General features: G+C 63.4%; 22 protein-coding genes. 9 read left to right on the top strand and 13 right to left on the bottom strand.

Annotated features, from left to right (window positions below):
* Positions 1–90: 90 nt before the first annotated feature.
* The 3 genes from I8746_RS21970 to I8746_RS21960 all read right to left on the bottom strand — a co-directional run bounded on the left by I8746_RS21970 (position 91) and on the right by I8746_RS21960 (position 4,072).
* A complete protein-coding gene (locus I8746_RS21970; protein WP_088512609.1) occupies positions 91–1,689 on the bottom strand; it encodes an MFS transporter in 1,599 nt (532 codons plus the stop codon).
* 1 nt (position 1,690) lies between these two features.
* Positions 1,691–2,953 (bottom strand): OprD family porin, encoded by a 1,263-nt coding sequence (locus I8746_RS21965; RefSeq protein ID WP_221101054.1) that lies wholly within the window; start codon positions 2,951–2,953, stop codon positions 1,691–1,693.
* 207 nt (positions 2,954–3,160) lie between these two features.
* Positions 3,161–4,072 (bottom strand): LysR substrate-binding domain-containing protein, encoded by a 912-nt coding sequence (locus I8746_RS21960; protein WP_010955764.1) that lies wholly within the window; start codon positions 4,070–4,072, stop codon positions 3,161–3,163.
* A 228-nt stretch (positions 4,073–4,300) separates the two neighbouring features.
* Here I8746_RS21960 and ycaC (I8746_RS21955) point away from each other — a divergent pair, with 228 nt between their 5' ends.
* Entirely contained in the window at positions 4,301–4,930 is a 630-nt protein-coding gene (gene ycaC, locus I8746_RS21955) for an isochorismate family cysteine hydrolase YcaC (protein ID WP_010955763.1), read from the top strand.
* Between the two features lie 176 nt (positions 4,931–5,106).
* Here the strand turns inward: ycaC (I8746_RS21955) and I8746_RS21950 are convergent, their stop codons facing one another.
* From I8746_RS21950 to I8746_RS21940, 3 genes are all read right to left on the bottom strand, one after another.
* The gene (locus I8746_RS21950; RefSeq protein WP_012054079.1) at positions 5,107–5,400 is read right to left on the bottom strand and encodes a hypothetical protein; all 294 of its coding nucleotides are present in this window, start codon (positions 5,398–5,400) and stop codon (positions 5,107–5,109) included.
* A 497-nt stretch (positions 5,401–5,897) separates the two neighbouring features.
* Positions 5,898–7,685, bottom strand: coding sequence for a monovalent cation:proton antiporter-2 (CPA2) family protein (locus tag I8746_RS21945; protein ID WP_012054078.1), 1,788 nt, complete (start codon positions 7,683–7,685; stop codon positions 5,898–5,900).
* Between the two features lie 198 nt (positions 7,686–7,883).
* Positions 7,884–8,870: a GlxA family transcriptional regulator gene (locus I8746_RS21940; protein WP_014861340.1), complete on the bottom strand. Its 987-nt coding sequence runs from the start codon at positions 8,868–8,870 to the stop codon at positions 7,884–7,886.
* A gap of 180 nt (positions 8,871–9,050) precedes the next feature.
* On the opposite strand from I8746_RS21940, the gene I8746_RS21935 reads away from it, so the two are divergent.
* Together I8746_RS21935 and ycaC (I8746_RS21930) are read left to right on the top strand one after the other, a co-directional pair.
* On the top strand, positions 9,051–9,413 hold the full coding sequence (locus I8746_RS21935) for an AraC family transcriptional regulator (RefSeq protein WP_012054076.1): 363 nt from the start codon (positions 9,051–9,053) through the stop codon (positions 9,411–9,413).
* Positions 9,414–9,486: 73 nt separating this feature from the next.
* Positions 9,487–10,113, top strand: coding sequence for an isochorismate family cysteine hydrolase YcaC (ycaC, locus tag I8746_RS21930; RefSeq protein WP_003253573.1), 627 nt, complete (start codon positions 9,487–9,489; stop codon positions 10,111–10,113).
* 96 nt (positions 10,114–10,209) lie between these two features.
* On the opposite strand, the gene I8746_RS21925 is transcribed toward ycaC (I8746_RS21930), so the two are convergent.
* Positions 10,210–15,258, bottom strand: a complete 5,049-nt coding sequence (locus tag I8746_RS21925; protein WP_088512607.1) for an ATP-binding sensor histidine kinase — start codon at positions 15,256–15,258, stop codon at positions 10,210–10,212.
* Positions 15,259–15,497: 239 nt separating this feature from the next.
* Between I8746_RS21925 and I8746_RS21920 the strand changes: the two genes are divergently transcribed.
* Together I8746_RS21920 and I8746_RS21915 are read left to right on the top strand one after the other, a co-directional pair.
* Complete coding sequence (locus I8746_RS21920) at positions 15,498–16,490, top strand: response regulator (protein ID WP_012054074.1); 993 nt, start codon at positions 15,498–15,500, stop codon at positions 16,488–16,490.
* On the top strand, positions 16,487–16,855 hold the full coding sequence (locus tag I8746_RS21915) for a response regulator transcription factor (RefSeq protein WP_012054073.1): 369 nt from the start codon (positions 16,487–16,489) through the stop codon (positions 16,853–16,855). Before I8746_RS21920 ends, I8746_RS21915 begins: the two co-directional genes overlap by 4 nt.
* A gap of 67 nt (positions 16,856–16,922) precedes the next feature.
* Here I8746_RS21915 and I8746_RS21910 read toward each other — a convergent pair whose 3' ends face one another.
* Positions 16,923–18,413, bottom strand: coding sequence for a YifB family Mg chelatase-like AAA ATPase (locus I8746_RS21910; RefSeq protein ID WP_088512671.1), 1,491 nt, complete (start codon positions 18,411–18,413; stop codon positions 16,923–16,925).
* 256 nt (positions 18,414–18,669) lie between these two features.
* On the opposite strand from I8746_RS21910, the gene I8746_RS21905 reads away from it, so the two are divergent.
* Entirely contained in the window at positions 18,670–20,745 is a 2,076-nt protein-coding gene (locus tag I8746_RS21905) for a DUF4034 domain-containing protein (RefSeq protein WP_221101053.1), read from the top strand.
* Here I8746_RS21905 and I8746_RS21900 read toward each other — a convergent pair.
* Together I8746_RS21900 and I8746_RS21895 are read right to left on the bottom strand one after the other, a co-directional pair.
* Positions 20,699–21,052: a gamma-glutamylcyclotransferase family protein gene (locus tag I8746_RS21900; RefSeq protein ID WP_012054068.1), complete on the bottom strand. Its 354-nt coding sequence runs from the start codon at positions 21,050–21,052 to the stop codon at positions 20,699–20,701. The two genes, I8746_RS21905 and I8746_RS21900, sit on opposite strands and share 47 nt — an antisense overlap.
* The gene (locus I8746_RS21895; RefSeq protein ID WP_003253640.1) at positions 21,053–21,319 is read right to left on the bottom strand and encodes an accessory factor UbiK family protein; all 267 of its coding nucleotides are present in this window, start codon (positions 21,317–21,319) and stop codon (positions 21,053–21,055) included.
* Between the two features lie 518 nt (positions 21,320–21,837).
* On the opposite strand from I8746_RS21895, the gene glnK reads away from it, so the two are divergent.
* The 3 genes from glnK to sutA all read left to right on the top strand — a co-directional run bounded on the left by glnK (position 21,838) and on the right by sutA (position 24,313).
* Positions 21,838–22,176, top strand: coding sequence for a P-II family nitrogen regulator (gene glnK, locus I8746_RS21890; RefSeq protein WP_002555808.1), 339 nt, complete (start codon positions 21,838–21,840; stop codon positions 22,174–22,176).
* Between the two features lie 46 nt (positions 22,177–22,222).
* Positions 22,223–23,554 (top strand): ammonium transporter, encoded by a 1,332-nt coding sequence (locus I8746_RS21885; protein ID WP_003253642.1) that lies wholly within the window; start codon positions 22,223–22,225, stop codon positions 23,552–23,554.
* A gap of 429 nt (positions 23,555–23,983) precedes the next feature.
* Positions 23,984–24,313 carry a transcriptional regulator SutA gene (gene sutA / locus I8746_RS21880; protein WP_003253643.1) on the top strand — a complete coding sequence of 110 codons (330 nt, stop codon included), beginning with the start codon at positions 23,984–23,986 and terminating at the stop codon, positions 24,311–24,313.
* Positions 24,314–24,493: 180 nt separating this feature from the next.
* Here sutA and I8746_RS21875 read toward each other — a convergent pair whose 3' ends face one another.
* Genes I8746_RS21875 through I8746_RS21865 form a run of 3 tightly spaced genes read right to left on the bottom strand, consistent with a single transcriptional unit; the run spans position 24,494 to position 26,795 of the window.
* Entirely contained in the window at positions 24,494–25,189 is a 696-nt protein-coding gene (locus I8746_RS21875) for an HAD family hydrolase (RefSeq protein ID WP_088512605.1), read from the bottom strand.
* Complete coding sequence (gene xerC, locus I8746_RS21870; protein ID WP_003253645.1) at positions 25,186–26,085, bottom strand: tyrosine recombinase XerC; 900 nt, start codon at positions 26,083–26,085, stop codon at positions 25,186–25,188. Before xerC ends, I8746_RS21875 begins: the two co-directional genes overlap by 4 nt.
* Positions 26,085–26,795: a DUF484 family protein gene (locus tag I8746_RS21865; protein WP_003253646.1), complete on the bottom strand. Its 711-nt coding sequence runs from the start codon at positions 26,793–26,795 to the stop codon at positions 26,085–26,087. The genes xerC and I8746_RS21865 overlap by 1 nt, the downstream gene beginning before the upstream one ends.
* Positions 26,796–26,799 lie beyond the last annotated feature (4 nt).

Genomic DNA, 26,799 nt, shown 5'->3' with positions numbered 1-26,799 from the left:
CTATTTTTTGTGGCCGCTGGGCCGCCCGGTCCGCGGCAAACCCCGCCCCGCGGGGGGGATCCCCCCGCCACCGGGCCGCCAAGGCCAGCATCAATGGTGAGCCTTATGCTCCCCGCCAGCCAACAAATGCCGAATCCGCACTTCAACCCCATCGGTCTGCAGCATCCTGACCCGCGCCTCGATCTTCAGTTCACCACGGGTCACCCGGTGGTGATGCCGCAGATGCTCCAGCCACGACTCCTCGAAGAAGAACTCCAGCCACAACGCCGGATCAGCACTGTCCCGCATCAACCCCCACGACAATGCGCCATTGCGCTTGCGCATCGCTTCCAGCTCCCGCGCCGCCTGCTGGAAGGCCTCGGCCTTGGTGGGGGCGATGTGGTACTCGACGGTGACCATCACCGGTCCGACTTCCTTGTCCATGTCATCGCTCAATACCGGCACCGGCCAATGCAGCGACGGCGTCAGCTCCTCTGCCTCGGTTTCCGGCAGCGCCACCTTGCAGGTCAGCAAGGTGCCCAGCGCCAGGCCGCCTGCGGCCAGCAGCAGGCTGAAGGTGATCGTTGCATGGCTGGCCAGTGTGCCCCACAGCAGGCCGCCACAGGCCATGGCGCCGAAGAAAATCAGAATGTATACCGACAAAGCCCGCGCCCGTACCCAGGCGGGCACCGAAGTCTGTGCAGCCACCTGCAGGTTGGACAGCACCGCGATCCACGCCGCGCCACTGAGCAGCATCGCGGGCAGCAGCGCATAGAAGTTTCGCACCAGCGCCAGGGCCAGCAGGAACAGGGCATACAGCAGGCTGGCCAGTAACACCAGGCGGTCACGGCTGATGCGCTCACGCAGGCGCGGCAGCAAGGTGGCACCCGCCACTGCGCCAATACCGATGGCCGCCAGCAGCAGGCCGAAGTCCGCTGCGGTGCCGCGCATCTCGCCACGCACGATCAGCGGCAGCAGCGAAGTGCCGGCGCTGGCGCAGAAAAAGAACGCCAACGCGCGTAGCATCACGGCCTGCAAAGGCTTGGCGCTGCGGGCAAAGCGCAGCCCAGTGCGCATGGCGCCAACGAAGCGTTCGGCCGGCAGCAGTGGTTCCTTCACCTCGCGCTTCCACAGGAACAACACCAGGATCACACCCGCAAACGAGATGGCATTCAGGGCAAAGGTCAGCCACGGGCCGACCATGCTCACCACCACCCCCGCCAGTGCCGGGCCGATGGCCCGTGACACGTTGATGCCGACACTGGAAAGCGCCACCGCGTTGGCCAGGTCCTCCTTGCCCACCAGTTCCGGTGTCAGTGCGCTCCACGCCGGCATCATCAGCGCTGTGCCGATGCCCAGTGCCAGGGTCAGCACCAGCAGCAAGGTGACGTTCATCATCCCGAGCAAGGTCAGGGCCGCCAGCACAACCGCTACGCAAGACATCCACAGCTGCACCAGCAACAGGTAGCGGCGTTTGTCGACGATGTCCGCCGCTGCGCCCGCCGGCAGGGCTAGGAAGAACATCGGCAACGAGCCGGCTACCTGGATCAACGCCACGTGCAGCGGGCTGGCCGACAGCGTGGTCATCAGCCAGCCGGCGCCCACCTCGTGCATCCAGGTGCCGATGTTGGAGGCGATGGTGGCGATCCACAGCATGCGGAAGGTGGTGTTACGCAACGGGCTCCAGGCACCTGAAGGGGATGTACTCATGTCAGAAGCTGCCTTTGAGTGGGTATTCGATGATCAGGTAGATGCGGTCGATATCATTGCCCGCCTGGGCCTGGTTGGCGCGGTGGCTGACGTGGGAGAACGACAGGCTCAGGTCCTTGGCAGCCCCCGACTGCACCACGTATTTCAGGTCGATGTCGCGTTCCCAGTGCTTGCCGCCGTCGCCGTACTGGTTCACATAGGCGCCGCCCGCAGGCGCATGGCTGCCGTCGATGCCGCGGCCGCTGACATAGCGGCCCATCAGGCTCAGGCCAGGCGCGCCGAGGGTGGCGAAGTTCAGGTCATAGCGCAGTTGCCACGAGTGCTCGCCAGGGCCGTTGAAGTCGGCGTACTTGATCGCGTTGGCCAGGTAGATGGCGTCGCCGCCGACGAAGTCGAACGGGGTGTCGCCCTCGACCTTCTGGTAGGCCAGGCTCAGCGCCTGTGCGCCGAAGCTGTACCTGGCCAGCAGGCTGTAGGCGAGGGTGTCGATCGCCCCGGCGCTGGCGTTGCCGGTGTCGCGGGTTTTGTACAGGTTGCCGTCCAGGCGCCAGTTGCCCTCGGCCACGTTCAGGTTGAGGTAGGCCTGGCGCCAGGTGTTTTCCAGCTGCCCGGCATACACTGCGGCGCCGAACGGCCCGTTGGGTGCGAAGGTGGCACCGGCCAGGCTGATGGCCCGGTTGTGGGTGGTCGCGCCGTAGCCGTTGAAGTCGTCGTGGGTGGAGCTGTTGTCCTGGTTGTTGAAGGCAGTGAAACGCCCGGCCTGCAGGCGCCAGTCGGGCTGGTCGGTGTTTTCCACCCACCAGCCGGTGGCGTATTCCGGGTGCAGGCGTTTGTCACCGGTGTCGAACACCGGGGTTTCCACCATCATCTCGCCATAGCGCAGTTGGGTGTTGCCTAACTGCATTTTGAGCGCGGCACCGGCGCTGGAGTACTCGGACTCGGCGCGGCCATCGCTGTCGCGTGGCAGTAGGCCGGTGCCGCTATGGCCGCGGCCGCCGTCGAGCTTGAGGCCAAGAAAGCCATGGGCATCGATGCCGACGCCGACAGTGCCTTCGGTGAAACCGGAACGCACCTCGCCGATGAAGCCTTGGGCCCATTCCTGGCGGTAGTTCTGGCCGCTGCCGGAGGGCGAGCGGAAGTCACTGTGCAGGAAATAGTTGCGGCTGAGCAGCGACCAGCCGGGCGCCTCGGCGTGGCTCAGCGCCGGCCAGAGGGCGAGGGTGGCGAGCAGGGCGCGGCCTGGTCCGTGAGTGGCGCGGATCATGAGGGGCTCCGGGGGATGATCCGGGAGTGTGGAAGAAGCGTAGACCCAAGGTCTTGTAAGGGTGTGCTGGGTGGGGATTTGCATTACCTGTACCGGCCCTTTCGCGGCTAAGGCCGCTCCTACAGGGCCACCACCGGCCCCGAGCCTTGTGCAATACCTGTGGGCGCGGGCAGGCCCGCGAAGAGGCCGGCTCAGCCAGCCAGGCACTCAAGCCATGTCGCTGATGGCGAACTCCTCAGCCAGATGATCGATCAGCGCTCGCACCGAAGGCAGCAACCCACGTCGCGATGGGAAGATCGCATGCACGATGCCGCAACGCGGGTGCCAGTCCGGGATCAGCTCAACCAGGCGTCCTGCCGCCAGGTCCTCACGCACCGCCACCCGCGGCAAGTGTGCAATCCCCACTCCGGCTACCACGAAGTGGCGCAAGGCAAACAGGTCATCAGTCACCATGCGTGGTGTATGCGGGATGACGATGCTGCGGCTGTTGTCCTCACCCTGGAACAGTTCCCACTGGTACTCGCGCTGGGCACTGCCCCAATGCACGCTGGGTAGCGTGCCCAGCAGCTGCGGATCAAAGCCTTTGGGCAGTTGCGCCAGGTATTGAGGTTGACCGACCAGGCACTGGGTGCTGTTGCTCAGCACCTTCATCACCATGTCAGTGTTCTCCAGCGGCGGAAAGCGCACCCGCAGAGCAATATCGAAGCCCTCGTGCAACAGGTCGACACGGCGGTTGGTACTTTCGATGAACAGCTCCACCTGCGGGTACTTGAGCATGTAGCGGGTCAGCATCGGCCCGACCCAGGAGTTGAGCAGGGTGGTCGGGCAGCTGATGCGGACCAAGCCGCGCGGTTCGCTGCGGTTGCGCTCGATGATCTCTGCTGCACCCTCGGCCTCCACGCGCATGGCCAGGCAACGGTTGTAGTAGGCCTGGCCGATTTCGGTCAGCGAGCAGTGGCGGCTGGTGCGGTTCAACAGCCGCACACCCAGGCGGTCTTCAAGGTCGGCGATTCGCCGGCTGAGTTTTGACTTGGGCATGTCCAGCGCCCGCCCGGCCGGGGCGAAGCCGCCATGTTCGACGACCTGGGTGAAGTAGTAGAGGGAGTTGAGGTCTTCCAATGATCGGTCTCCGGGTATTTGGTTGCCTGTGCCGGCCTCTTCGCTTGTAGGAGCGGCTTTAGCCGCGAAGAGGCCGGCACAGCCCCTACAAATCCATCGTTCATAAATCAGAACGCTAAAGCCAGATTCTGCTAACTACCGCCGCAAAGGTGATGATTTTAATCTGTGCCCATCAACGCGAAACACCCCGGATTGCTGAAAAATTCATAACCCTTGGGAGCACAGACCATGAGCAAATTCACCTACAACCGCCTGAACAAAGACGACGCTGCCGTACTGCTGGTTGACCACCAGGCTGGCCTGCTGTCGCTGGTGCGCGATATCGAGCCGGACAAGTTCAAGAACAACGTGCTGGCGCTGGCTGACCTGGCCAAGTTCTTCAACCTGCCGACCATCCTCACCACCAGCTTCGAGCAAGGCCCCAACGGCCCGCTGGTGCCGGAACTGAAAGCCCTGTTCCCAGATGCCCCGTACATTGCCCGCCCTGGCCAGATCAACGCCTGGGACAACGAGGACTTCGTCAAGGCGGTGAAGGCGACCGGCAAGAAGCAGCTGATCATTGCAGGTGTTGTGACTGAGGTTTGCGTGGCGTTCCCGGCGCTGTCGGCCTTGGAGGAAGAATTTGAGGTGTTCGTGGTGACCGATGCTTCCGGCACCTTCAATGAAATGACCCGTGATGCCGCGCATGACCGCATGAGCCAGGCGGGTGCCCAACTGATGACCTGGTTCGGCGTGGCCTGCGAGCTGCACCGCGACTGGCGCAACGATGTCGAAGGGCTGGCTGCACTTTGCTCCAACCACATTCCGGATTATCGCAACCTGATGACCAGCTATAACGCGCTGACTGCGGGTAAGTAATCAACCATCAGCAACGCGCACAAAGGCCGGCTCTCTCTATAGGGAGCCGGTTTTTTTTGTTTGCTGTACCGGCCTCTTCGCGGGCAAGCCCGCTCCCACAGGGATCGCGCAAGATTCAACGCCAGTGCAGTACCTGTGGGAGCGGGCGTGCCCGCGAAAGGGCCGGTGCAGGCGACTCAGTTCATGGGCTGTGACTCAATCCCATCCAGCAATGCCTCAACCAACCCTTCTGCCATTTCGAGTGCGTTCAGGTTGCTCCAGAACAGGCTCTTGCCTGTGTCATCCAGATGCTCCAAGGCTTTGTAGCCACAGTCGTAGGCACCGCGCAGGTATTGGGCGACATGCACCAGGGCATCGTGGGCGGAAACGCCGGGGTTTACGGTGAACAATGGGGGATGGCCGGCATCGCAGCGGCTGAAAGAGCGTTGTGTGGTGTTGGGGAGGGGTGGATCGGGGACGATTCTTTTCATGGCAATTCCTTCTCCAGGATTGAACTGCAACCACCCGTTTCCACGCAGAAGGCGGCAGTTGTGCGCGGGGTGGAAAACCGGGGAGAAGGCAAGCCGGTAGGCCAAACGGCCTCACGCGCACAACTGCCATAACGGCAGCCCTTCATCACATCCGGGTTTCCACACCCGATCGCTGAACCGACAGCGACCCGGTTAGCCTAGAGAGCAGGCCTTCCCTGGACAATCAGACGGGCGTCGACACGGTGTGTAGGATAATTCCTTGGGATTGGCGTGAACGTAGGAAATGGTTCGCGGGGAAGTAGGACCCAGCTGAGAATTAGACGATTTGTGATGGTTTTTGTGTGTTCGCGTCATGGCGGCGAGGTGATCGTCAGGACATTGCAGGATGGCCTCCAGGTGCCTGGCGATAGTTTTTGGGCGCCCGTGAGATCGAGCGCCGCCCGCGCGGCGCTCGATCTCACAGGCACTACAACCCTCAAGGCATGCGCCAAAAGGCCTCAATCCGCATCCGAATCAAACAACCGCTCCAGCTCCACCCGCGCCTCCTTGGCCGTCTGCATCACCTTGGCCCGGTCATCACGCACTTGCCCCTGGGCCTCCAGCACCTCTTCGTCATGTTGGGTAAACCGTGCAATGCGGTCCGCCGCCTGTTCATCGCTCAGGCCCAACCCCACCAGTGCCCGGCGGGTCATTTCCAGGCTGGAGTAGAACGTCTCGCGAATCGGCTCGGCGCCCACATCCGCCAATTTGTGCACATGCTGGCGGTTACGCGCCCGGGCCAGCACCTTCAGGTGAGGGTACAGGCGCTTCACCCGTGCGGCGGTATGAATGGCGGCTTCAGGGTCATCAATGGTGATGATGAAATACTCCGCTTCACCCACCTTGGCGGCGTGCAACACCTCCGGGCGCAGCGGGTCGCCGTAGAACACCGGCACCTGTTCGAACATGCGGGTCATCTCGATGGTGTCCACCGAGGTTTCCAGGGCAACGAACGGGATCTTCTGTGCCCGCAGGATGCGCGCGACGATCTGGCCCATGCGGCCCATGCCGACGATCACCACCCGCGGTGTATCCGTCTGGATCTGCTTGTACTGCTCGGGCACTTCACGCGCCGGTTGCGGGCGTTTGAGGGCGCGGGCGCAACCCAGCATCAGCAGCGGGGTGATGGCCATCGACAGGGTAATGGTCATCAGCAGCAGGTCGTAGGTCTGGGTGTCGAACAGGCCCTGGTCCTTGCCCAGCTTGAACACCACGAAGGCGAACTCGCCACCGGCCGCCAGCACCATGCCCAGGCGCAGGGCGCTGGCGCTGTTCAGGCCGCCGACGCAGCGGCCGACGCCTATCAGCAACAGCAGCTTCACGGCCACCAGCAACAGGGTCAGGCCCAGCACCACCAGTGGCATTTCCAGCAGCAGGCGCAGGTTGGCGCCCATGCCCACGCTGATGAAGAACAGCCCCAGCAGCAGGCCCTTGAAGGGTTCGATCTGCGATTCCAGCTCGTGACGGTATTCCGAGTCGGCCAGCAGCAGGCCGGCGAGGAAAGCGCCAAGGGCCATGGAGATACCCGCTTCTTCCATCAGCCAGGCGGTGCCGATCACCACCAGCAGTGCGGTGGCAGTAGACACTTCCGGCAGGCCGGTGCGCGCCACGGTGCGGAACACCGGGCGCAACAGGTAACGACCGCCGATGATCACCACGGCGATGCTGGCGAATACCTTCAGGCCGTGTTGCAGGCTGTCGCCTTGGCTGGTGTCCGGGCCACTGGCGGCCAGCAGCGGTACCAAGGCGATCAGCGGGATCGCGGCGATGTCCTGGAACAACAGGATGGCGAACGCCAGACGGCCGTGCGGTGCATTGAGCTGCTTGCTCTCGGCCAGGCTCTGCAGGCCAAGGGCGGTGGACGAAAGCGCCAGGCCCAAGCCGAGCACGATGGCTGCTGGCAGCGTCTGGCTGAAGCCGAACAGGGCGATGGCGCCGATGACTGCACCGGTCAGCACCACTTGGGCAGTGCCGACACCAAACACCGACTTGCGCATCAGCCACAAGCGTTTGGGCGACAGTTCCAGGCCGATGATGAACAGCAGCAAGACCACGCCCAGTTCGGAAATGTGCGCCACGCTTTCTGTGTCGCGAATCAGGCCAAGTGCTTGCGGGCCGATGACCACACCGGCGAGCAGGTAGCCGAGCACGGCACCGAGTTGCAGGCGTTTGGCCAGGGGGACGGCGAGGACGGCGGCAAGCAGGAAGATCACCGCAGTTTGTAGAAGGCTGCCTTCGTGTGGCATTGGCTCGTACTCCATGAGCTGCCGGGGCAGCGTTCGAACAGTTTGACGGACAATTCTGAGGGGTGGGGTGGGGTCAGACAATCATCTGACGGGAAGAAACATTGTCCTGTTCAGGGTGACAATCGGTGCCGGCGCTTACTTGGCCTCAAGGCCTGTGCTATCTCTGTGGGAGCGGGCGCGCCCGCGAAGAAGGCAGCGCTAATCCGACTGTTCACCGCCACCAAACTGTGCCCGATACTGCGCCGGCGTCATGCCAATTCGCTCAAAGAATACCTTGCGCATGTGTCGGTCACTGCCAAACCCGCACTGCGCCGCTACCACCTTCATCGGCAGGTCACCGCATTCGAGCAGCTTGCGCGCACGATCGATGCGCGCATTCTGCAGGTACTGCAGCGGCGTAATGCCCACCTCACGCTGAAACGTCCGGGCAAAGTTGCGCCCGCTCATGGCCACCAGTTCGGCCATTTTCTGCACGGTGAACGCCTGCTCGATGTGGTCGACGATATAGGCCTGTACCCGGGCAATCGGCGAGTCATCGCGTGGTACCGCAGCCAGCAACGGCCCGTAGGGTGTCTGCCCGCCCTGACGGTGGCGGGCAACCAGCAGTACCTTGGCCACTTCCAGGGCCAGCGCCTTGCCATGGTCCTCGGCGACCACCGCCAGTGCCAGGTCTATCCCTGCAGTGATACCGCCCGAGGTGATCAGGCAGCGGTCCATCACGTAGATCTGCTCGGTCTCCACCTTGGCTTCGGGAAACGCCTGTGCCAGGCGCTCCACGTAATTCCAGTGGGTGGTGCAGCGATAGCCATTCAGTAACCCGGCCCGCCCCAGCAGGAACACCCCGGTACAGATGGCGCCGAAGCGCTTCGCCTGGCGTACGGCCTTGGGCAGCCAGCGCTCAATCCCTGGCAGGGCGGTGTCATAGGCCCCTGGGCCGCCCGGCACCAGCAACAGGTCGACGGCCTCCGGCAAGTCCTCCAGGCGCTGGTCTGCCACCACCTTCATGCCGCATGAGCCGCGCACCACTGCTTGCCCCTCGGCCAAGGTCAGCAGCCGATATTGTCGTTCTGCAGGCAAGAACCGGTTGGCGATGGCGAATGCATCCATGGGGCCGGTGACATCCAGCAGTAGCACATCGTTGAACAGCACCATGGCCACGGTGCGGTGGGCGGGTTTTTCCTGCATGCCTCTGTCGCCTTGAATGCCGGCCGCAGGTAGCGGCCAGAAGCTGAATACGAAACGCATCTTAAGGTATCGGCAAAACGCCTAGGGCCAGCAGCACACAATTAACAACAATTCAGGTTTGGCTCAGGACTTCGTCATGTGCCGGGGGCGAGACTTTCTGCATTGAACAGGAGAGTCGCCATGTACCCTGGGACGCCCGAAGCGCCGCTGCAAACCCCCGGCGCACTCACGCCCGCGCGGCTGCGCCGGGCCAAGGAGCTGATGTTGCACAGCCCGTTGTCGATCATTGAGATCGCTGCGGTATGCAACCTCACACGCAGCCACTTTTCCCGCGCCTTCAAAGTCAACACCGGTCTTTCGCCGCAGGCCTGGCGCCTGCTGGCGCGCATGGAAAAGGCCAAGCGCTTGCTCGCCACCGAGGCGCCTATCACCCATGTGAGCCTGGAATGCGGCTTTTGTGACCAGGCCCATTTCACCCGCGCTTTCAGCCGCCTGGTCGGCCAGCCACCCAAGGCCTGGCGGCAGGCGCAGGTACTTTCTTAAGCCGAAGCTATCCACCGGTATAACCCCTTGCGGACAGTGCCGGCCCGTTATCCCAACCCAAGGAGTCACCCCCATGAGCCAACCCGATTACAAGCGCCTGAACAAAGACGACGCCGTGGTGCTGCTGGTCGACCACCAGACCGGCCTGATCTCGCTGGTGCAGGATTTTTCGCCCAATGAGTTCAAGAACAACGTGCTGGCTTTGGGCGACCTGGCCAAGTTCTTTGGCCTGCCGACCATCCTCACCACCAGCTTCGAGCAAGGCCCGAATGGCCCGCTGGTGCCCGAGCTGAAAGAAATGTTTCCGGATGCGCCTTACATTGCCCGTCCGGGCCAGATCAACGCCTGGGACAACGAAGACTTCGTAAAGGCAATCAAGGCCACGGGCCGCAAGCAACTGATCATCGCCGGTGTGGTGACCGATGTGTGCGTCGCCTTCCCGACCCTGTCGGCGCTGGCGGAAGGCTTTGAAGTGTTCGTGGTGACCGATGCCTCGGGCACCTTCAACGAAACCGTGCAGCAAGCGGCTTGGGTGCGCATGACCCAGGCGGGTGCGCAGATGATGAACTGGTTCTCGGTGGCCTGCGAACTGCACCGCGACTGGCGCAACGACATCGAAGGGCTGGGTAACCTGCTGTCGCAGCGTATTCCCAACTACCGCAACCTGATGAACAGCTACGCGGCGCTGGCCTCGCGTTGATGTAAACCTGTACTGACCTCTTCGCGGGTAAACCCGCCCCTACAATGGCCGCGCCGACTGTAGGCGCGGGTTTACCCGCGAACAGGCCGGCACAGGCTATGCGTGATGCACAGGCAGACTGAAACGAATCCGGCATCCACCCAACTGCGACACCAGCGCCTGCAGCTGCCCGCCGTGGGCCTGAGCGACCGAACTGCAGATCGCCAAGCCCATCCCCATGCCACCGGTCTTGGTGGTATGAAACGCATCGAATACGCGCTCACGCTCGTCCGCCGCGATCCCCGGCCCGTTGTCGTCCACGCAGATCTCCACCTCGTCCTCGACTACCGCCGACGTAATCTTCAGCACCCCGTCACAGCGATACCCCGCCAACGCTTCCAGGGCATTGGTAATCAGGTTGAACACCAACTGCTGCAACTGCACCGGGTCGGCTGTCACGCACACCCCGGCCTTCAGCTGCGTCTGCACATCCACCTTGCCCTTGGCGGCGTCGGCCGAGGTCAGGCGCACCACCTCGCGGATCAATTCGTCCAGCTTCACCGCCTTGAGTTGCATCGGTGACTGCTTGGCCAGGGACCGCAGCGCCCGCACGATGTTGCCGGCCCGTTCGCTGTCGTTGCGGATGTCTTCCAGGCCGGCAATTGCTTCTTCCAGGTCGGGATTGGGGCGTTTCAACCAGCGTAGGCTGGCTGCGGCATTGGAGGCGATGCCCAGTAGCGGTTGGCTGATCTCGTGGGCGATGGACGCTGACAGCTCATTCATCGCCTGCAAGTGCGCACTGCGCGCCAGTTCCGCACGCGAGCGGCGCAACTCAGCCTCCATCTGTGCGCGGATCTGGTTTTCTTCGGCCAGGCGTGTGTAGAACTTGGCCGTTTGTAGCGACACCGCTGCCTGTGAGGCGAGGATTTCCAGCATGGCCAGGCGCTGACCGCCGAACAGGTTGGGCACAAGGCGGTTTTCCAGGTACACCAGGCCGATCAGCACGCCTTGGATCACCAGCGGAAGGCACAGCACCGAGCGGGCGTTGCGCGCCTGCAGCTGTTGGCGGAAGGCCTCCGGGCACTCACTGAGGGCATCATTGAGCACCAGCGGTTTGCGGGTGCGCATGGTGGTGTTGATGACTGACAGCGGTGCCTGGGTCATGAACTTCTGGCAGTTGTCCATGCTCACGTGCAGCCCGGCATCGTCGATGTAGGCCAGGGCGGCCATCTGGAATTCGGCGCCGCTTACAATCAGCAGCGCGCCATGGTCGGCGCCGGAGTGCTGGGTCAGGTGGCCCATCAGGGTTTCGATCAGGCCTTCGAGCAGCACTTCCTCGGACAGCGCCCGCGCGGCTTCGATGCCGGCTTCGAGGTCCAGCCTGGCCTGGTGGGTGGCACGGTAGGTCTCCTGAATCGGCTGGGTGCGCAGAAACGGATGCAATGTCTCAAGCTGGTGCACCTTGCCGGTCGCGCCCCAGATATGGAAGCAGTCGCGGGCGATACGCAGGTGCAGGTTGGCGCCGGAGATCAGGCCGCTGGGGATGCACACCTCGGCCAGCTGTTCGTGGGCCAGTGCCTGCTCGTGGATGAAACCGGCAGCGGTGGCGGCGATTTGCGCCTGGTCAAAGCAGCGGATCGCGGCCAGGCCGTCGCCTTCGAGCTTGGCGATGACGCCCTCGATCAGCAACTGCTTGCTGCGGAAGGTGGCCGGGTTGAAGCCGGCCCAGCGGCTGAAGCGCTCGCGCAGGGCCTGCAACTGGCGCAGCTTGTCGGCAAGACTGCCCGGGGCCTCGGGGCTGCCCAGGGCCAGGCCGCGGAACAGATGATAGTCAGCCAGGTTGATGTGCGCCGGTGCCGCCCAGCTGTTGTCACCGGCCAATGCCAGGTCGCGCATGGCCTTCGGGATATTGCCCATGTAGAAGGCGCACATGGCGGCGAACAGGTGCTGGAAGAACCGCGTGGTGGGAGATCTCGAGGCAGTGGCCGGGGCCGGGCAGGGCATGCCGCTCAGGTTGGCGACGAACGCTTGCTGGGCCAGCAGGATCTGCTCGATATCGCCGTAGCCGTGGCGACGCACAGTGGCCAGGCCTTGCGCCACTTCCTCGACCACGTCCGGCAGGTAGCGGCCCATGAACAGCGAATCTGAAACCAGGTGGTTGCAGGCATAGCAGCTCATCGCCAGGTCACCGCTCAGGTGCGCCGAGTCGACCGCGTCCAGCGCGGTACGTCGGGCGAATTCCATGGGCGAGGTCCAGGCGCTGACCTGGTCCAGGGCCAGCAGCGCGCTGGTCAGATCAGCGTCGAAACCGTGCCGTTCGATCAGCTTGAGCGCGGCCAGGCAACAGGCATGGCCATCATGGTAAGCGCCAAAACGCTCGGCAATCATCACGCCGTACCAGGCCATGCCGTAGGTGCTGCCAGGGGCAACGCCGTGCAGTAGCGACATCTCCATGAGCTTGGCCAGGTGCAGGAAGCTGATGTCGTCCTTCACGAAGAAGGATGATGACAGAGTGGCCAGCAGGCTGATGGCAACCGTCACTTCCTCCGAATCGGTGCGCGGCAGTGACTCCAGGCAATGCCGGTCCTTCTGTTCGATCAACGCCTGCACATGGGCATGACTGGCCTCGACCTGTTGCCAGTCGAGGCCCCGCACCGGGCTGATACCCAGTAAGTCCAGGCCGGCCAGGGCGCTGTCGATGGCCGCCTGATAGTCACCGCGCAAGGTGTACAGCAGTGCCTGCAGCCGGCACGCCCGTGCCTGGTCCAACACCGAGCGAGCACGCTGGCGGCATTCAGTGAGGCGGGCCTCGGCCGCGAGCGTTCGTGACAGTTGCATGTCGCACTCCGTCGCCATGCAGGCGATGGCAAAGCCATGCGTGGCGCGGCTTTCCAGCGTGGCGCTGTGCTGCAGCAACTGTTCGGCAGTGTGCAGGTAGCCAGCGGCCTGCTCGAAGGTGCCGGCGTCGCGTGCGCGTGATGCGGCTTCGCGTAAAAGCTGCAGGAACGCTTCGCAGTCATCCGCTGCAAACCCGCATGGGGTGGCGCGTTGTAGCTGGCTGGCGAGCTCGAACAGCACCTCGTGCATGTGGCCTGGCCAAGCCCGGCGCATGGCCAGGGCGATACGTGCATGCAGCGAGGCGCGCTGGTGCACGGGCGTGAGTGCATAAGCGGCCTCCATCACCCGGTCATGAGTAAAGCCCAGGCCATTCTGGCCCGGTTGCAGGAAGCCGGCGCCAATCAAGGCTTTCAAGGGTTCGACTGGCGGTTGGGCGAGCACTTGCCGAAGCAGGTGTTCATCGCAGTGGCTGCCCGCCGCGCTGACGACCCGCAACAGGTCGCGTTGCGGTGCCGGCAGGCGCTCCAGGCGGTGGACCATCAGGTCGGCGACATTGTCGGAGTAGCAGTGCCGGGCCACGGCCTGCAGGCACCATGACCAGCGCATGGCCTGGGTGTCAAAGATGAACAGCTGGTCTTCGACCATGGCCCTGAGAATCTGGTTGATGAAAAACGGGTTGCCCGCCGTCTTGCCATGCACCCGCTCGGCCAGTTGAAATGCGGCCTCGGGGGCAACATGGAAGCGCTCGCCAATCAGCTCGGCCACCGCTCCAACGGCCAGCGGCCGCAGGTTCAGCGTGGTGCTGCGCACCGCTGCGGGTATGGCCAGCGGTGCACTGGTGGTGGGCGTATCGTTGCACCGGGTGAAAATCAGCAGCAGGTTGGCCGGCGCTTCAGCCAGCAGTTGGGCCAACAGGTGCCGGGTGGCGTCGTCGGCCCATTGCAGGTCGTCGAAGAACAGCACCAGCGGTTGGCCAGGTCGGCTGAAAACCTGCAGGAATTCAATGATCGCGTGCAGCTCCTTCTGCAACACAAGGCGCGTGGGCTTGGCGGGTAATTGGGACAGGGGGCCGAGAATCAGTTGCAGGTCCGGGGCCAGCTTGCCGAGCAGACGACCGTGACCTTTGATACGGCGCTGGATTTCGCGGCGCAGGGTGACGAGGTCCTGACTGTTCTTGGCCAGCAACTGGGTAGTCAGGGCACCGAGTATTTCGATCCAGGGCGTGTAGGGCACTGCTTGGGCGTGGCTGTTGCACGTGCCGACGGCCCAGTAACCTTCGGCGTTGTCCTTGAGAGCTGCTTTGACCAGGCTCGACTTGCCCATGCCAGTAGCGCCGTTGATGACCAGGGCTTGTGGTTTGCTGTCGCGATGCAAGGCCTTGAGCAGCAGGGTGATTGCCTTTTGCTCGGCGCTGCGGCCATACAGGCGTGCGTGGTCGGGCGCTACCGGGTCGGCGCAGCCTGGGGTGAAGGGTGCCATGGTTTTGTGGGCGGCCCACTGCCGCTGGCAGTGAGCCAAGTCCACTGCAAAGGCGCGCGCGCTCTGGTAGCGGGCGTCCGGCTCTTTGGCCAAGGCCTTTGCCAGGACCAGGCTGAGGGGGGGCGGCACCTTGCTGTCCACTTCGCTGGCCGCCCGCGGCTGCACGCCGGCATGCAGCTGTCGCCAGTGCTGGGTGTCGCGCCCGGCCAGCGGCAGCTCGCCTACCAGTAACTGGTAGAGGATTGCCCCCAGGGCATAGATGTCACTGCGCCGGTCGCTGCTGCTACCGTGCGGGCAAACCTGCTCCGGCGCCAGGTAGGCCCAGTTGCCGAGCGGGGTGCCCTGTTCGCTGATCCGCTCTGCCGGGTCGGCGCGAAAGAAGCCCAGGCGCACCCGCTGGTGGGCGCGCAGGCACACATGTTCGGGCTGCAATGTACCGTGCAGCACATTGCGTTCGTGCGCTTGCGCCAACGCATGGGCCGCGTTCACCGCGATGTCGAGAAACGGCTCCAGCGCCGCAGGGCCTTCAGCGATCAGGTCGGCGACTGAGCGCCCGGCCGGGTACACCAGCAAGGGGCCTTCGGCCGAGCGCACGAACGCCGAGGGGATCACCGCCCACTGCGGGTCCAGTTGCAGGCGGTAGTCACGCTCCAGGCGCTGACAGGCGGAAGGTGCCTCGAGCGGCGCGCGCACGGCGATCCAGGCTTGATGTGAAGCGGGGTCGCGCAGGCGGAAATAGCTGAGCTCACCTTCCTGGCCCAGCGCGCTGATCTCGCACCGCTTCAGCCAGCCCTCGTCGATTGACTGGTCGTAATCGATGGGCCTGTGGGCAAGGCGTTCATCGAGCATAAAGCACCCCCGCTAGCGACATCCTGAGGCGCGAGTATACGCAGCGGGCCCAGCGTGGATGCGGGTTACAGCCTGCTTGGCAGGAACGGGCACGCTGTTGTCCGTTATCGTCCCCTGAGGGCTGGCGGGCTTTTGTATAGTCCTTTGGCCAACCTATCCCTCGGGATAATTGTCTGAACGCGTACGCTGGCCTAGGCTGCCCCGGACAGCGAAAACGCCTGTGCCCGCGCGAGGAAGCCATGATCCGAATAGGCAATGCCCAGGTGTCGCTGGAGCGGCGCGAAGTCTTTGTCGACGGCAAGCCGATCCTGTTGGGTGGGCGCGCTTTCGACGTGCTGGCCACGCTGATCAGGGCCAAGGGCCGCGTGGTCGGCAAGGACGAGTTGTTCAGCCAGGTGTGGTCCGGCACGGTGGTCGAGGACAATAACTTGCAGGTGCAGGTGTCCTTGCTGCGCAAGGCCTTTGGCGACCGTAGCCTGATCCAGACCGTGCCGCGCCGGGGCTATCGCCTGGCCGCGCAGATCAGCCTCGAGGTGCCTGGTCAGGCACTGGGCAGGTCATTGCTGCGCAGCCTGGCCGAGACTGTCGAGCCGCTCGATGAGCGCGTGAATGTGCCGGTGCTGGTGGTGGATGACGACCCGTCGGTGCGCACCGCGTTGGGCCGGCTGTTGCGCTCGCAGGATATCCCGCACCACTTGTTTGCCAGTGCCGAGGCGCTGTTCGAGGCCCACCTGGAAACCCCCTGTGCCTGCCTGCTGCTGGACATGCACTTGCCGGGTACAAGCGGCTTGGAGGTACAGGATGCGCTGTGCCGGCTGGCGCTGCCCTGGCCGATTGTGTTCATGACTGGTTTCGGCACCATCCCGATGACCGTCCAGGCCATGCGCGCCGGCGCGGTGGAGTTTCTGACCAAGCCGTTCGATGAAGACCAGTTGCTGACCCTGCTGCAGGCAGTGCGCGCCCGGGCCGTGGCCGAAGGCCGCAAGTGGCTGCAGGCGCGGCAGGTCGAGGAAAAGTACCAGCGCTTGACTCAGCGTGAGCGCCAGGTCTTCTCGCTGGTGGCAGGCGGCTTGTCGCACAAGCAGATCGCCAGGCAGATCGGCACCAGCGAGGTGACGACCAAGGTTCACAAGAAGAACATCATGAACAAGATGCAGTCCCGCTCGCTGCTGGAGCTTGCGGCCATGCACAACCTCCTCGGAGCGCGGACTGCGAGCCTGGGCGGCGCATGAACAGAGGGGTGTGCATCGTCGACGACGATGCCTCGGTGCGCAAAAGCCTGGCCAACCTGCTGCGCTCGGCGGGGTTCGAGACCTTGTCGTTTTCCGCCGGGCACGCATTCCTGGCCTCGCCACTGGCGGGCGAGGCGGGTTGTGTGTTGCTGGACCTGAAGATGCCGGGGATGAGCGGGCTGGAGGTACAGCGTGAGCTGGCACAGCGGGGGAGGCGCTTGCCGGTGATCTGCATGTCGGCACATTGGGATGATGGCTCGGTACGGGCAGCGATGGGCCTTGGGGCACTGGCCTGCCTGGGCAAGCCGTTTTCTGAAGAGGTGCTGCTGAAGGTGGTTGAAGAGGCTTTGGCTGGCGGTCAGTGAGGTATGGCTGTGCCGGCCTCTTCGCGGGTAAACCCGCGCCTGCAGGGGGCATCACAGCCCTGGCAATCTAACTGCTCCCCGGCCGGTACTGCAGGGCCTCGGCCAGGTGCGTCCGGCCAATCGTCTCGCATCCCTCCAGGTCCGCCAACGTCCGCGCCACCTTCAACAACCGGTGCGCCGCGCGTAGCGACAAGGTCAGCCGCTCGCAGGCCCCTTCCAGCCAGACTTGGTCCGCCGCTACCAACCCACAGTGATGCCTTAAACCTTCAAGGTCGAGAAATGCATTCGCACACCCTTGTCGCCTGTGCTGCAGCTCCCGCGCTTCAGCCACCCTGACGGCGACATCGGCACTGGTTTCACCGCAAGGCTGGTTGTTCAATGTAGTGCTCTCGCGAGCCACGGTCAGGTGCAGGTCGATGCGGTCCAGCAGTGGCCCGGACAGCTTGTTGCGATAGCGCGCGATCTGCTCGGTGCTGCAACGGCAGCGGCCAGTGGGGTCGCCCAGGTAGCCGCAAGGGCAGGGGTTCATCGCCGCCACCAGCTGGAAGCGCGCGGGGAAACGCACTTTGTCGCGGGCACGGGCAATCACGATTTCACCTGACTCCAATGGCTCGCGAAGCACTTCCAGTACGCGCCGCTCAAACTCCGGAAGTTCGTCGAGAAACAACACGCCCTGATGGGCGAGCGTGATTTCACCTGGTTGCGGTCGGCTACCGCCACCGACCAGCGCCGGGCCGGACGCAGAGTGATGGGGGTGGCGAAAGGGGCGCTGTGGCCAGCTGTTCAGCGGCGCTTTCCCGCTGACCGACTGGATTGCCGCCACTTCCAGCGCTTCGTGCTCGTCCAGCGGTGGCAGCAGCCCGGGCAGGCGGCTGGCGAGTAAGGTCTTGCCGGTGCCGGGCGGCCCGGTGAACAACAGGTTGTGCGCCCCGGCCGCAGCCAGCAGCAAGGCACGCTTGGCTGCCAGTTGGCCCTGCACTTCGCTCAGGTCCGGGTAGGGGCGTTGCTGCAGGATCAGGCCGTTGGCTGCGTAGGGCGGCAGCGGCACCTGGCCGTTCAGGTGGGCGACCAACTCCAGCAGGTGGCCCACCGCATACACCACCAACCCGCCGGCCAGGCTGGCTTCCTCGGCATTTTCCCGTGGTACCACCAGCGCCCGGCCTGCTTCGCGTGCCGCCAGTGCTGCAGGCAGCACGCCCTGCACCGGGCGCAATTTTCCCGACAGCGCCAGTTCGCCCAGGCATTCCATATCGACCAGGGTGGCAATCGGCACCTGGCCGTCGGCGGCGAGGATGCCCAGGGCGATGGCCAGGTCATATCGGCCGCCATCCTTGGGCAGGTCGGCGGGGGCGAGGTTCTGGGTAATGCGCCGCTGCGGGTACTTCAGCCCGGAGTTGACGATGGCGCTGCGCACCCGGTCCTTGCTTTCCTTGACTGTGGTTTCCGGCAGGCCGACCAGGGTGAGATGAGGCAGGCCGTTGGTCAGGTGGGTTTCGACGCTGACCGCCGGTGCCTGCACGCCTACCTGGGCGCGGCTGTGGACGAGGGCTAGGGACATGAACACTCCGTTGTTGCTGGAAAATGCCGCTTCCTGCGGCTGGGCAAAGAATAGCCAGTGCTGCCACGGCAGGCGCAACAAGTGTGCGTCGTGGTTTTTCAGGGCAGGGGTTTTCCCTGCGTTTTCATGGGCTTCGGCAAAAATGGATCCAATAGGTTTTGCGCAGTCGTCAGGTATGACTTAGTGTTGTTGGGTAACCGCAGTTGCCATGGGATGGCCCTGCGTCTTCTTTCAAATGGACTTGAGGTATTGCTCCGTGCAAACGCTCGCCCGCACGCGCCAGGTAATCCGCGAACTGGTGCAGGCCAGTGCATTCATTGAACTCAACCGCTTTTTCGACAGGCTCGAGGCTCAGTGGCGTCAGGCCCCGTCCGGCGAGTTCCCGGCCTACCTGGCGGCCATCGAAGGGCACATGCTGCTCGACCAGGAAAACCTGAGTGACAAGGCCCTGAGCCAAGTGCTCAGAGCCTGGATTGACGCGTGCCCCAGGGCTTACCACCCACAAGTGGTAATGGGTATGCACTGCTTCCACCGGGCCTGCCAGGTGCAGGTTGATGGCCCACGCAACGCTGCACGCTTGCTGGCGGTCGCGCAAATTTGTGAATCCGCCACTGCGCACCTGTTGCTTGCAATGGACCGCTCTGCGCACCCCGTGGCAGCGGCCATTGGCATGCTGCGCATCAGTGCGCAGTTCCATGAGCCTGGTTGGTTGCTGCAACTGTTTCAGGGGGAGCCTGCACGCTTCAGGCCCAGTGCCCATGCCGATGTAGAGGTACAGGAAGCTGCAGCGCCGTTGCTGGTGAGGCATGGGCTGTTGCCCGTGGCCGAGCTGCCTCAGTCGCTGCCGCGCTACCTGGGCAAGCGGGTCGACCATGAAAGCGAGGACCCTCGCTATTACTGGCTGCGCCATGCGCTGATCGCCCGCCCCGGCTGCTTCGAAGCGATCCAGGCCCTTGCTGTGTACCTGCTGCCCCGCTGGGGCGGCAGCCTCGATGCGTTCGAGCTGTTGGTCAATGGCCCGTTATGCGCAACCTGGGACGAGCGTTTGCGTAATGCGCTGCATTGGATGGCCGTCGAAGGCCGGCTGATGCTGCCACAAGCTTATCCGTTGCAGGCCGTCGCCGACTGGCAGCACGTGTTCGAAGACTGGTCACAACGCCCGTTGAGGCCCAGGGAACGTGCTGTCGTTCTGGCATGGCGGGGGGCGCTGCGCAGCAGGGCATCCGGCGACCATGCTGGCGCTATGCGCGACTTTGCCGCGAGCTTGGCGTGCAATGCCGATCTCGGCGCCATCCGCGCCATGGGCGTGCCGTTTCGCTGTTTGGCTGAGCTGATACTGCGCAATGGCATGGCAGATGAGAGGCAACTGTTACACAGCGCCATTGAGCGCCTGTGTGACGGCGTTTCACATGCTGCTGCCTGTGCATTACGTGCTGTCGGGCACCGTTTCGGGCTGTGGGCGCTGCCAAGCTCGGCCGAGCAGGCAAGGCTATGGTTGCAACGGGCGGTAAGTCGCCAGTTCGCGGGCCAGGCACCGGGGTTCGAAGTGCTTGAAGTGGCGCGATTGCTGTGGGCAGCCAACCGGCATGAAGTGGCCTGCTACCTGTATGAACGCTGCGCCGAACTGAACCTGCCGGGTGCTGCCCTGGCCTTGTATGAGCTGCACCATGGCGGCCTGGCCAACACCCCGGCGCATTACCTGGATGACGAGGCAGCCGGGTACTGGCTGCAGCGTGCGGTGGAGACGGGCAGCAGGCAGGCCAAATACAACCTGGCCTGCCTGCGCATGGACGGCGATGAGGATTTGAACGAGCGCAGTGCCATGCTGGCGGTCAGACGCCTGCTTGTCGACGCGCTGGGCTACGGGCAGACCAATGCGTGTGCGCGGTTACACCTGGGGATTTTGTTACGCCGGTTTGGTGAGGCGCAGGAGCGAAGTGAGGCGGTTGCTTACCTGCTGAGCCTGGTCGAGCACCCGGACCCGTGGCTTGCAGGGCGTGCCAGCGCCGAACTGGGGCTGGCCTGGATGCAGGGACGTGGCACCCGCAAGCAAAGCCGCTTTGCCGCCATTCAATGGGTCAACCGAGCGGCCAGCTTGCAACCGAGGGATTCGGCCATTGGTGATATCCAGGCCCAGGTCCTCAATTCGCACAGTCGGGTAAAGACGTTGTTTACTCAGTGCGGGGCGGCATTGTTCCGCGGCACACTGCATGCAAGTGAGCTACCACCGAAACAGACCTTTACCCACGCCGAGTCGTTGCGGGTTCAACCCGCATCGGACGGGCTCAGGCGCGCACGTAAACCCAGGCTGTCAGGCCCGATGCAAGGGTGACAGCGACGCGCTTGTAGTCGGCAACTTCATAGCGGTCCGCCGCTGCCAGTTCGTCTTCGCTGATCTGAAAGACCATGCCGGCGACGCTGTCGTTGGCCTGGCTGCTGGGGGAAACGATGGGATGATGGGTCTTGCCGCTGGTCGCCAGTACGTCCGGGTCAGTGATCTCGACCCAGTCCATGCGGTAGCCAGGCATACGGTCGGCCTGGCCGTTCAGCTCACGGCCAAAGTTTGCCAGTTGCACGGCTTTATCCTGCAAGGTGCCGTAGGAAAACAACAGTACCGAGTATGCGCTGGAGGGCTGCATTCATTCATCCTGTGAAGTTGGGTTCAGCCGGGCTTCCAGCTCGGCTACCTGTTTTTCCAAGGCTTCGAGGCGCGCCCGGGTGCGCGCCAGTACGACCATCTGGCTGTCAAATTCATCGCGGCTGACCAGGTCCAGCTTGCTGAAGGCACCTTGCATCAACACTTTGAACTGGCTTTCCAGTTCCGCACGGGGCTGGGCGGCATCGCTGCTGAACAGGCGCGAGGCCTGGTCGCTCAGGGCATCGAGAAGGGCTTTGGGCGCAAGCATGGGGCTGTCCACTGAAACTGAGAAATGGCCGCCAGTGTAGCACGCACAAACCTGGCGCCTGAGTGCACATTGGCCTTTGTAGGAATGGCCTTGCGTGGCGATTGGGCTGCACAGCGGCCCTGGCAATATCGGCATCAAGGCACAAATCGTAGGGCACTTCGCAGCCCCATCGCGACGCAAGGCCGCTCCCACAAAGATCGCGTGCGGTTTTCAATCAGTTGCACATTTTTCGCGCAGCTTGCTCCACCTCGGCGCACCGAAATTGTGCATGTTTCCGATGCTGGCGACTGGCCAATCCCGACAAAATCACATAACGCTCTGTTTTTCGGCGCTTTGTCCGAACTGGCAAGGTTTCTGCAAAGACCTGTACGAGCCATGCACTGAAGCAGTTCCTTGTGACCAGGCAGTGCGCACGCGGAGCCGGATGCCGACGACGCGTTACAAAGCCAACCGCTGCGCTTAGACTTGAGACGGGTTTGTTTTCCTGGGGCAAGTCCACCAAATCGGGAGAGAGTTTCATGAAGCTAGTCACAGCCATCATCAAGCCGTTCAAGCTGGACGACGTGCGCGAGTCGTTGTCGGAAATCGGCGTGCAGGGCATCACCGTCACCGAAGTCAAAGGTTTCGGTCGGCAGAAGGGCCATACCGAGCTGTATCGCGGTGCTGAATATGTGGTCGATTTCCTGCCCAAGGTGAAGATCGATGTCGCCATCGATGACAAGGACCTTGATCGGGTAATCGAAGCCATCACCAAGGCAGCCAACACCGGCAAGATTGGTGACGGCAAGATTTTCGTGGTGAATCTGGAGCAGGCAATCCGCATCCGTACCGGCGAAACCGATACCGACGCGATTTAAGCAGCAACAAAGCCTCACCAAACCCAACGCCCCAGGAGAAAACAACATGACTCTGCGTAAGATCGCAGGGCTAGGAGCCCTATTGTCCCTCGTAATGCCCGGGCTTGCCCTGGCAGAGGAAGCTGCCCCAGCGCTGAACTCCGGCGACACCGCCTGGATGCTGACCGCAACGGCGCTGGTGCTGTTCATGACCATTCCAGGCCTGGCCCTGTTCTATGGCGGCATGGTGCGTTCCAAGAACGTGCTGTCGGTGATGATGCAGTGCTTTGCAATTACCGGCCTGATGAGCATTCTCTGGGTCGTCTACGGCTACAGCATGGCCTTCGATACCGCCGGTATGGAAAAGGGCGTGCTCAACTTCAACTCTTTCGTTGGCGGCTTCTCCAAGGCCTTCCTCAGCGGCGTCACGCCCAACAGCCTGACCTCGGCCACCGCGCTGTTCCCTGAAGCGGTGTTCATCACCTTCCAGATGACGTTCGCCATCATCACCCCGGCCTTGATCGTCGGCGCCTTTGCCGAGCGCATGAAGTTCTCGGCGATGCTGGTATTCATGGGTATCTGGTTCACCCTGGTGTATGCGCCGATCGCACACATGGTGTGGAGCGGTGACGGTGCCCTGATGTGGGACTGGGGCGTACTGGACTTCGCTGGCGGCACCGTGGTGCATATCAACGCCGGTATCGCAGGCCTGGTCTGCTGCCTGGTACTGGGCAAGCGCAAGGGCTACCCGACCACGCCGATGGCCCCACACAACCTCGGCTATACCCTGATGGGCGCAGCGATGCTGTGGATCGGCTGGTTCGGTTTCAACGCAGGCTCTGCTGCTGCCGCCAACGGTACTGCCGGCATGGCCATGCTGGTGACTCAGATCGCGACCGCCGCCGCCGCCCTGGGCTGGATGTTCGCCGAGTGGGTCGGTCACGGTAAGCCAAGTGCTCTGGGCATCGCTTCGGGCGTGGTTGCTGGCCTGGTTGCCATCACCCCGGCTGCGGGCACCGTCGGGCCGATTGGTGCGCTGATTATCGGCCTGGTTTCGGGTGTGCTCTGCTACTTCTGCGCCACCACGCTCAAGCGCAAACTCGGCTATGACGATTCCCTGGATGCCTTCGGCGTGCACGGTGTTGGCGGCATCATCGGTGCCATCCTCACGGGTGTGTTCGCGGCCCCGGCGCTGGGCGGCTTCGGTACCGTCACCGACATCGGCATGCAAGTCTGGATCCAGGCCAAAGGTGTGATTTTCACCGTGGTCTACACCGCCATCGTCACCTACGTGATTCTCAAGGTGCTGGATGTGGTGATGGGCCTGCGGGTCAACGAAGAAGAAGAGTCGGTCGGCCTCGACCTGGCTCAGCACAACGAACGCGGCTACAACCTGTAACTGCGACGCGGTAAAAAATTGCCCGGCTTGCCGGGCATTTTTTTGCCAGTTTTTCAGCATTTCCCGCACGGCAAACGGTTTATTCGGCACGTTCGTGACGTAGGTAAAAAACTTACAAGCCACAGGGCGTTTATGGTGCTTTGCTTTTTCCACGGGCGCGCTAGAATGCGCGCCGAAGGGTGTTTGACGAGTAGTCCACACACTTCGCCAGCCTTTGCTAGGCTTGCCAATAGCGTGTGGCCAGCAGGGGCTAATGGATTTGTCAGGTCCTGCCAGGAGCAGGGCCTGCTGGGTGCCGCCTCCCATCAGGAGTGCCGACCCAAGGGCAGTGGCCTAACCCACGGCCAGTTGAATTTTCACTGGTGGCTGCCGGTCTACGGCTGCACTGGTCTATAACCAACCTGCTTTTCGCAAGTCATGAGGTAGAACATGAGCGACGACGATCTGGAAAATGATGACCTCGAAGTAGGCGACGAAGACGAGGGTGATGAGGTCCTTGAAGGGGCGGCTGACGACGGCGTGGAAGACGCTGGCGATGACGACAGCAGCCCGGCACCCGTTGCCAAGGGCAAATCCAAGGCAGCAGTCTCGGTAGACGAGATGCCGAGCATGGAAGCCAAGCAGAAAGAGCGTGATGCACTGGCCAAGGCGATGGAAGAATTCCTTTCTCGTGGTGGCAAGGTGCAGGAAGTCGAGGCCAACGTGGTCGCTGACCCGCCCAAGAAGCCGGACAACAAGTACGGCAGCCGCCCTATCTGAGTGGCTGATCGCAAAAAAGCCCGCCGTCGCTGCGGGCTTTTTTACGCCTGTGGGTTTTGTGTTGCCCGTGCCGGCCTCTTCGCGGGCATGCCCGCTCCCACAGGTTCACCACAGGGTTCAGGACCTGCGCGGTCCCTATGGGAGGGGGCGTGCCCGCGAATGGGCCGCAAAGCGGCCCCGTCAGCGCCAGCGTGCAAGCACGTCAGGTAGTTGCGACAGGCGCTGGATCTCGGCGTCCGGCGCCTGATCGCCAGCCCAGGCCTTGCCTTGCGGGTTGAACCACACCGCCCGCAACCCGGCGCGCTGGGCACCGGCAATGTCATCGCCAGGGTGATCGCCGATGTGCACTGCCGCACCCGCGTCCACCTCGCCGCGGCGCAACGCTTCAAGGAATGGTGCAGGGTCTGGTTTGCCGATGCCCAGGTCCTCGGCGCACAGCGCAAAGCGGAAGTAATCCGCCAGCCCTAGCCGGCTGACGTCGGCATTGCCGTTGGTGACCACGCCCAGGATGTATTGATGGCGCAAGATTTCAAGTACCGGCTGCACCTCTGGGAAGATCTCCACCTGGTGGCGGGCATGCAGGAACACTTCGAAGCCTTCGTTGGCCAGCGTCTGTGCGTGCTGCTCGCTGTAGCCGACCTCTTCCAGGGCATGAAACAGCACGCGCCTGCGCAGGGCACTGATGCGGTGCTTGAGGCCGGGCTCTGCTTGCACCAGGCGCTCGCGGATGGCGAACAGGTGTTCCACCGGCACACTGCCGAGGGTGGGTGCGTTGGCCTCGAGCCAGTCGCGCAGCACGACTTCCGCGGTAGCAATCACCGGCGCGGTGTCCCACAGGGTATCGTCGAGGTCGAAGGTGATCAGCTTGATGCTCATGAGTCTGTGCCTTTGCTGCGTTTGGCCCGAGGGTGGGCGCTGTCGTACACCGCGGCCAGGTGCTGGAAGTCCAGGTGGGTGTAGATTTGCGTCGTGCTGATGTCGGCGTGGCCGAGCATCTCCTGCACCGCGCGCAGGTCCTGGGATGATTCCAGCACATGGCTGGCGAAGGAATGGCGAAGCATGTGCGGGTGCAGGTGTTGGCCCAGCTCACGCTCACCGGCGGCCTTTACCCGCAGCCGAACTGCCTGGGGGCTGATGCGATTGCCCTGGCGGGTGATGAACACTGCACGGTCGCGTGGGTTGCCGATGCCGCGCAAGCGGTACCAGGCCTGCAACGCCTCGCGAGCCTTGCGACCCACCGGCAGTACGCGGGCTTTTCCACCCTTGCCCAGTACCTGCACCAGGCCGGCGGCGAGGTCGAGGTGATCAAGATCGAGGTTGGTCAGTTCCGATAGGCGTAGGCCTGAGGAATAGAACAGCTCGAGGATCGCCTGGTCACGCCGGGCAATGAAGTCGTCGTCGACGCCACCATCGAGCAGCTGCAGTGCGCGATCGGTATCCAGTACCTTGGGCAGCCGACGCTCACCTTTGGGTGCGCTCAGGCCGGTGGCCGGGTCGTGCTGGCACAGGCCTTCGCGGTTGAGGTAACGGTACAGGCCGCGTACTGCCGACAGCAGGCGTGCCAGGCTGCGCGGGGACTGGCCATGGTGGTGCAAGCGGGCGATCAGCTGGCGCAGTTGCTGGATTTGCAGCGCCTGCCACTCGGCAATGCCGTGTTCTTTGCAGTAGGCGATGACTTTTTCCAGGTCGCGACGGTAGCCCAGCAAGGTGTGCTCCGACACCTGGCGCTCGTTGCGCAGGTGTGCGCAATAAGCCTCCAGCTGGCGTTTCATCAGCGTACCGAGCGCAGGGTCTGGGTAACGCGTGGCACAACGCGGCCGAGCACTTCGGCGATATAGCCGAGGAAAAGGGTGCCGACGCTGCTCTTGTAGTGTTGCGGGTCGCGGCTGCCGATGGCCAGAACCCCATGCAGCCCTTGGTACTCAAGAGCTGCCACGGCGCTGGAGCCTACTTCTCGGCGCTGTTCTTCACCGAACAGGAAAGCCAGCTCGTGCTCGCGCAGGTTGCCACTGACGGTCTTGCCACCGCCCAGCAGGGCACCGATGGCTTGCTGCGCCTCGGCATTGCTGACCCAGCGCCCCACCGGCGCGACGTTGTCGCCGAACAGGATCAGGCTGACGAAGGGCACCTGGAATTCCTGGCGCAGGCTGTCTTCGACCGCCATTACCACTTCTTCCAGGCTGCCGGCATCGAGCAGGTCAAGGATCAGCCGGCGGGTCTTGTCGAACAGCCGGTCGTTGTCGCGGGCCACGTCCATCAGTTGCGACAGGCGATGGCGCATTTCGATGTTGCGGTCACGCAGCAGCTTGAGCTGGCGTTCCACCAGCGACACGCTGTCTCCTCGCTGGTGCGGGATGTGCTGTTCGATCAGCAGCTCGTCGTGCTCGGCGAAGAAGGTGGGGTGGGCGCGCAGGTAGGCGACCACCGCTTCGGCATCGAGCTCGGCGGACTGCTTGGGTACAACCTTGGGCTGATCGGTCATGGCG

Origin of the sequence: Pseudomonas sp. USTB-Z (genome assembly GCF_019691255.1) — a bacterium.
Classification (GTDB): Bacteria; Pseudomonadota; Gammaproteobacteria; order Pseudomonadales; family Pseudomonadaceae; genus Aquipseudomonas; species Aquipseudomonas alloputida.
This window is presented reverse-complemented; position numbering and strand designations above follow the sequence as displayed.

What these genes read in the sequence shown, in the direction of transcription:
- I8746_RS21970 (WP_088512609.1), bottom strand. Translation starts at nt 1,689, where the DNA reads ATGAGTACATCCCCTTCAGGTGCCTGGAGCCCGTTGCGTAACACCACC.
- I8746_RS21910 (WP_088512671.1), bottom strand. Translation starts at nt 18,413, where the DNA reads ATGTCCCTAGCCCTCGTCCACAGCCGCGCCCAGGTAGGCGTGCAGGCA.
- I8746_RS21920 (WP_012054074.1), top strand. Translation starts at nt 15,498, where the DNA reads ATGATCCGAATAGGCAATGCCCAGGTGTCGCTGGAGCGGCGCGAAGTC.
- I8746_RS21915 (WP_012054073.1), top strand. Translation starts at nt 16,487, where the DNA reads ATGAACAGAGGGGTGTGCATCGTCGACGACGATGCCTCGGTGCGCAAA.
- I8746_RS21885 (WP_003253642.1), top strand. Translation starts at nt 22,223, where the DNA reads ATGACTCTGCGTAAGATCGCAGGGCTAGGAGCCCTATTGTCCCTCGTA.
- I8746_RS21950 (WP_012054079.1), bottom strand. Translation starts at nt 5,400, where the DNA reads ATGAAAAGAATCGTCCCCGATCCACCCCTCCCCAACACCACACAACGC.
- I8746_RS21895 (WP_003253640.1), bottom strand. Translation starts at nt 21,319, where the DNA reads ATGCTTGCGCCCAAAGCCCTTCTCGATGCCCTGAGCGACCAGGCCTCG.
- I8746_RS21900 (WP_012054068.1), bottom strand. Translation starts at nt 21,052, where the DNA reads ATGCAGCCCTCCAGCGCATACTCGGTACTGTTGTTTTCCTACGGCACC.
- I8746_RS21945 (WP_012054078.1), bottom strand. Translation starts at nt 7,685, where the DNA reads ATGCCACACGAAGGCAGCCTTCTACAAACTGCGGTGATCTTCCTGCTT.
- I8746_RS21875 (WP_088512605.1), bottom strand. Translation starts at nt 25,189, where the DNA reads ATGAGCATCAAGCTGATCACCTTCGACCTCGACGATACCCTGTGGGAC.
- I8746_RS21965 (WP_221101054.1), bottom strand. Translation starts at nt 2,953, where the DNA reads ATGATCCGCGCCACTCACGGACCAGGCCGCGCCCTGCTCGCCACCCTC.
- sutA (WP_003253643.1), top strand. Translation starts at nt 23,984, where the DNA reads ATGAGCGACGACGATCTGGAAAATGATGACCTCGAAGTAGGCGACGAA.
- I8746_RS21925 (WP_088512607.1), bottom strand. Translation starts at nt 15,258, where the DNA reads ATGCTCGATGAACGCCTTGCCCACAGGCCCATCGATTACGACCAGTCA.
- I8746_RS21935 (WP_012054076.1), top strand. Translation starts at nt 9,051, where the DNA reads ATGTACCCTGGGACGCCCGAAGCGCCGCTGCAAACCCCCGGCGCACTC.
- ycaC (WP_003253573.1), top strand. Translation starts at nt 9,487, where the DNA reads ATGAGCCAACCCGATTACAAGCGCCTGAACAAAGACGACGCCGTGGTG.
- I8746_RS21865 (WP_003253646.1), bottom strand. Translation starts at nt 26,795, where the DNA reads ATGACCGATCAGCCCAAGGTTGTACCCAAGCAGTCCGCCGAGCTCGAT.
- glnK (WP_002555808.1), top strand. Translation starts at nt 21,838, where the DNA reads ATGAAGCTAGTCACAGCCATCATCAAGCCGTTCAAGCTGGACGACGTG.
- I8746_RS21940 (WP_014861340.1), bottom strand. Translation starts at nt 8,870, where the DNA reads ATGCAGGAAAAACCCGCCCACCGCACCGTGGCCATGGTGCTGTTCAAC.
- xerC (WP_003253645.1), bottom strand. Translation starts at nt 26,085, where the DNA reads ATGAAACGCCAGCTGGAGGCTTATTGCGCACACCTGCGCAACGAGCGC.
- ycaC (WP_010955763.1), top strand. Translation starts at nt 4,301, where the DNA reads ATGAGCAAATTCACCTACAACCGCCTGAACAAAGACGACGCTGCCGTA.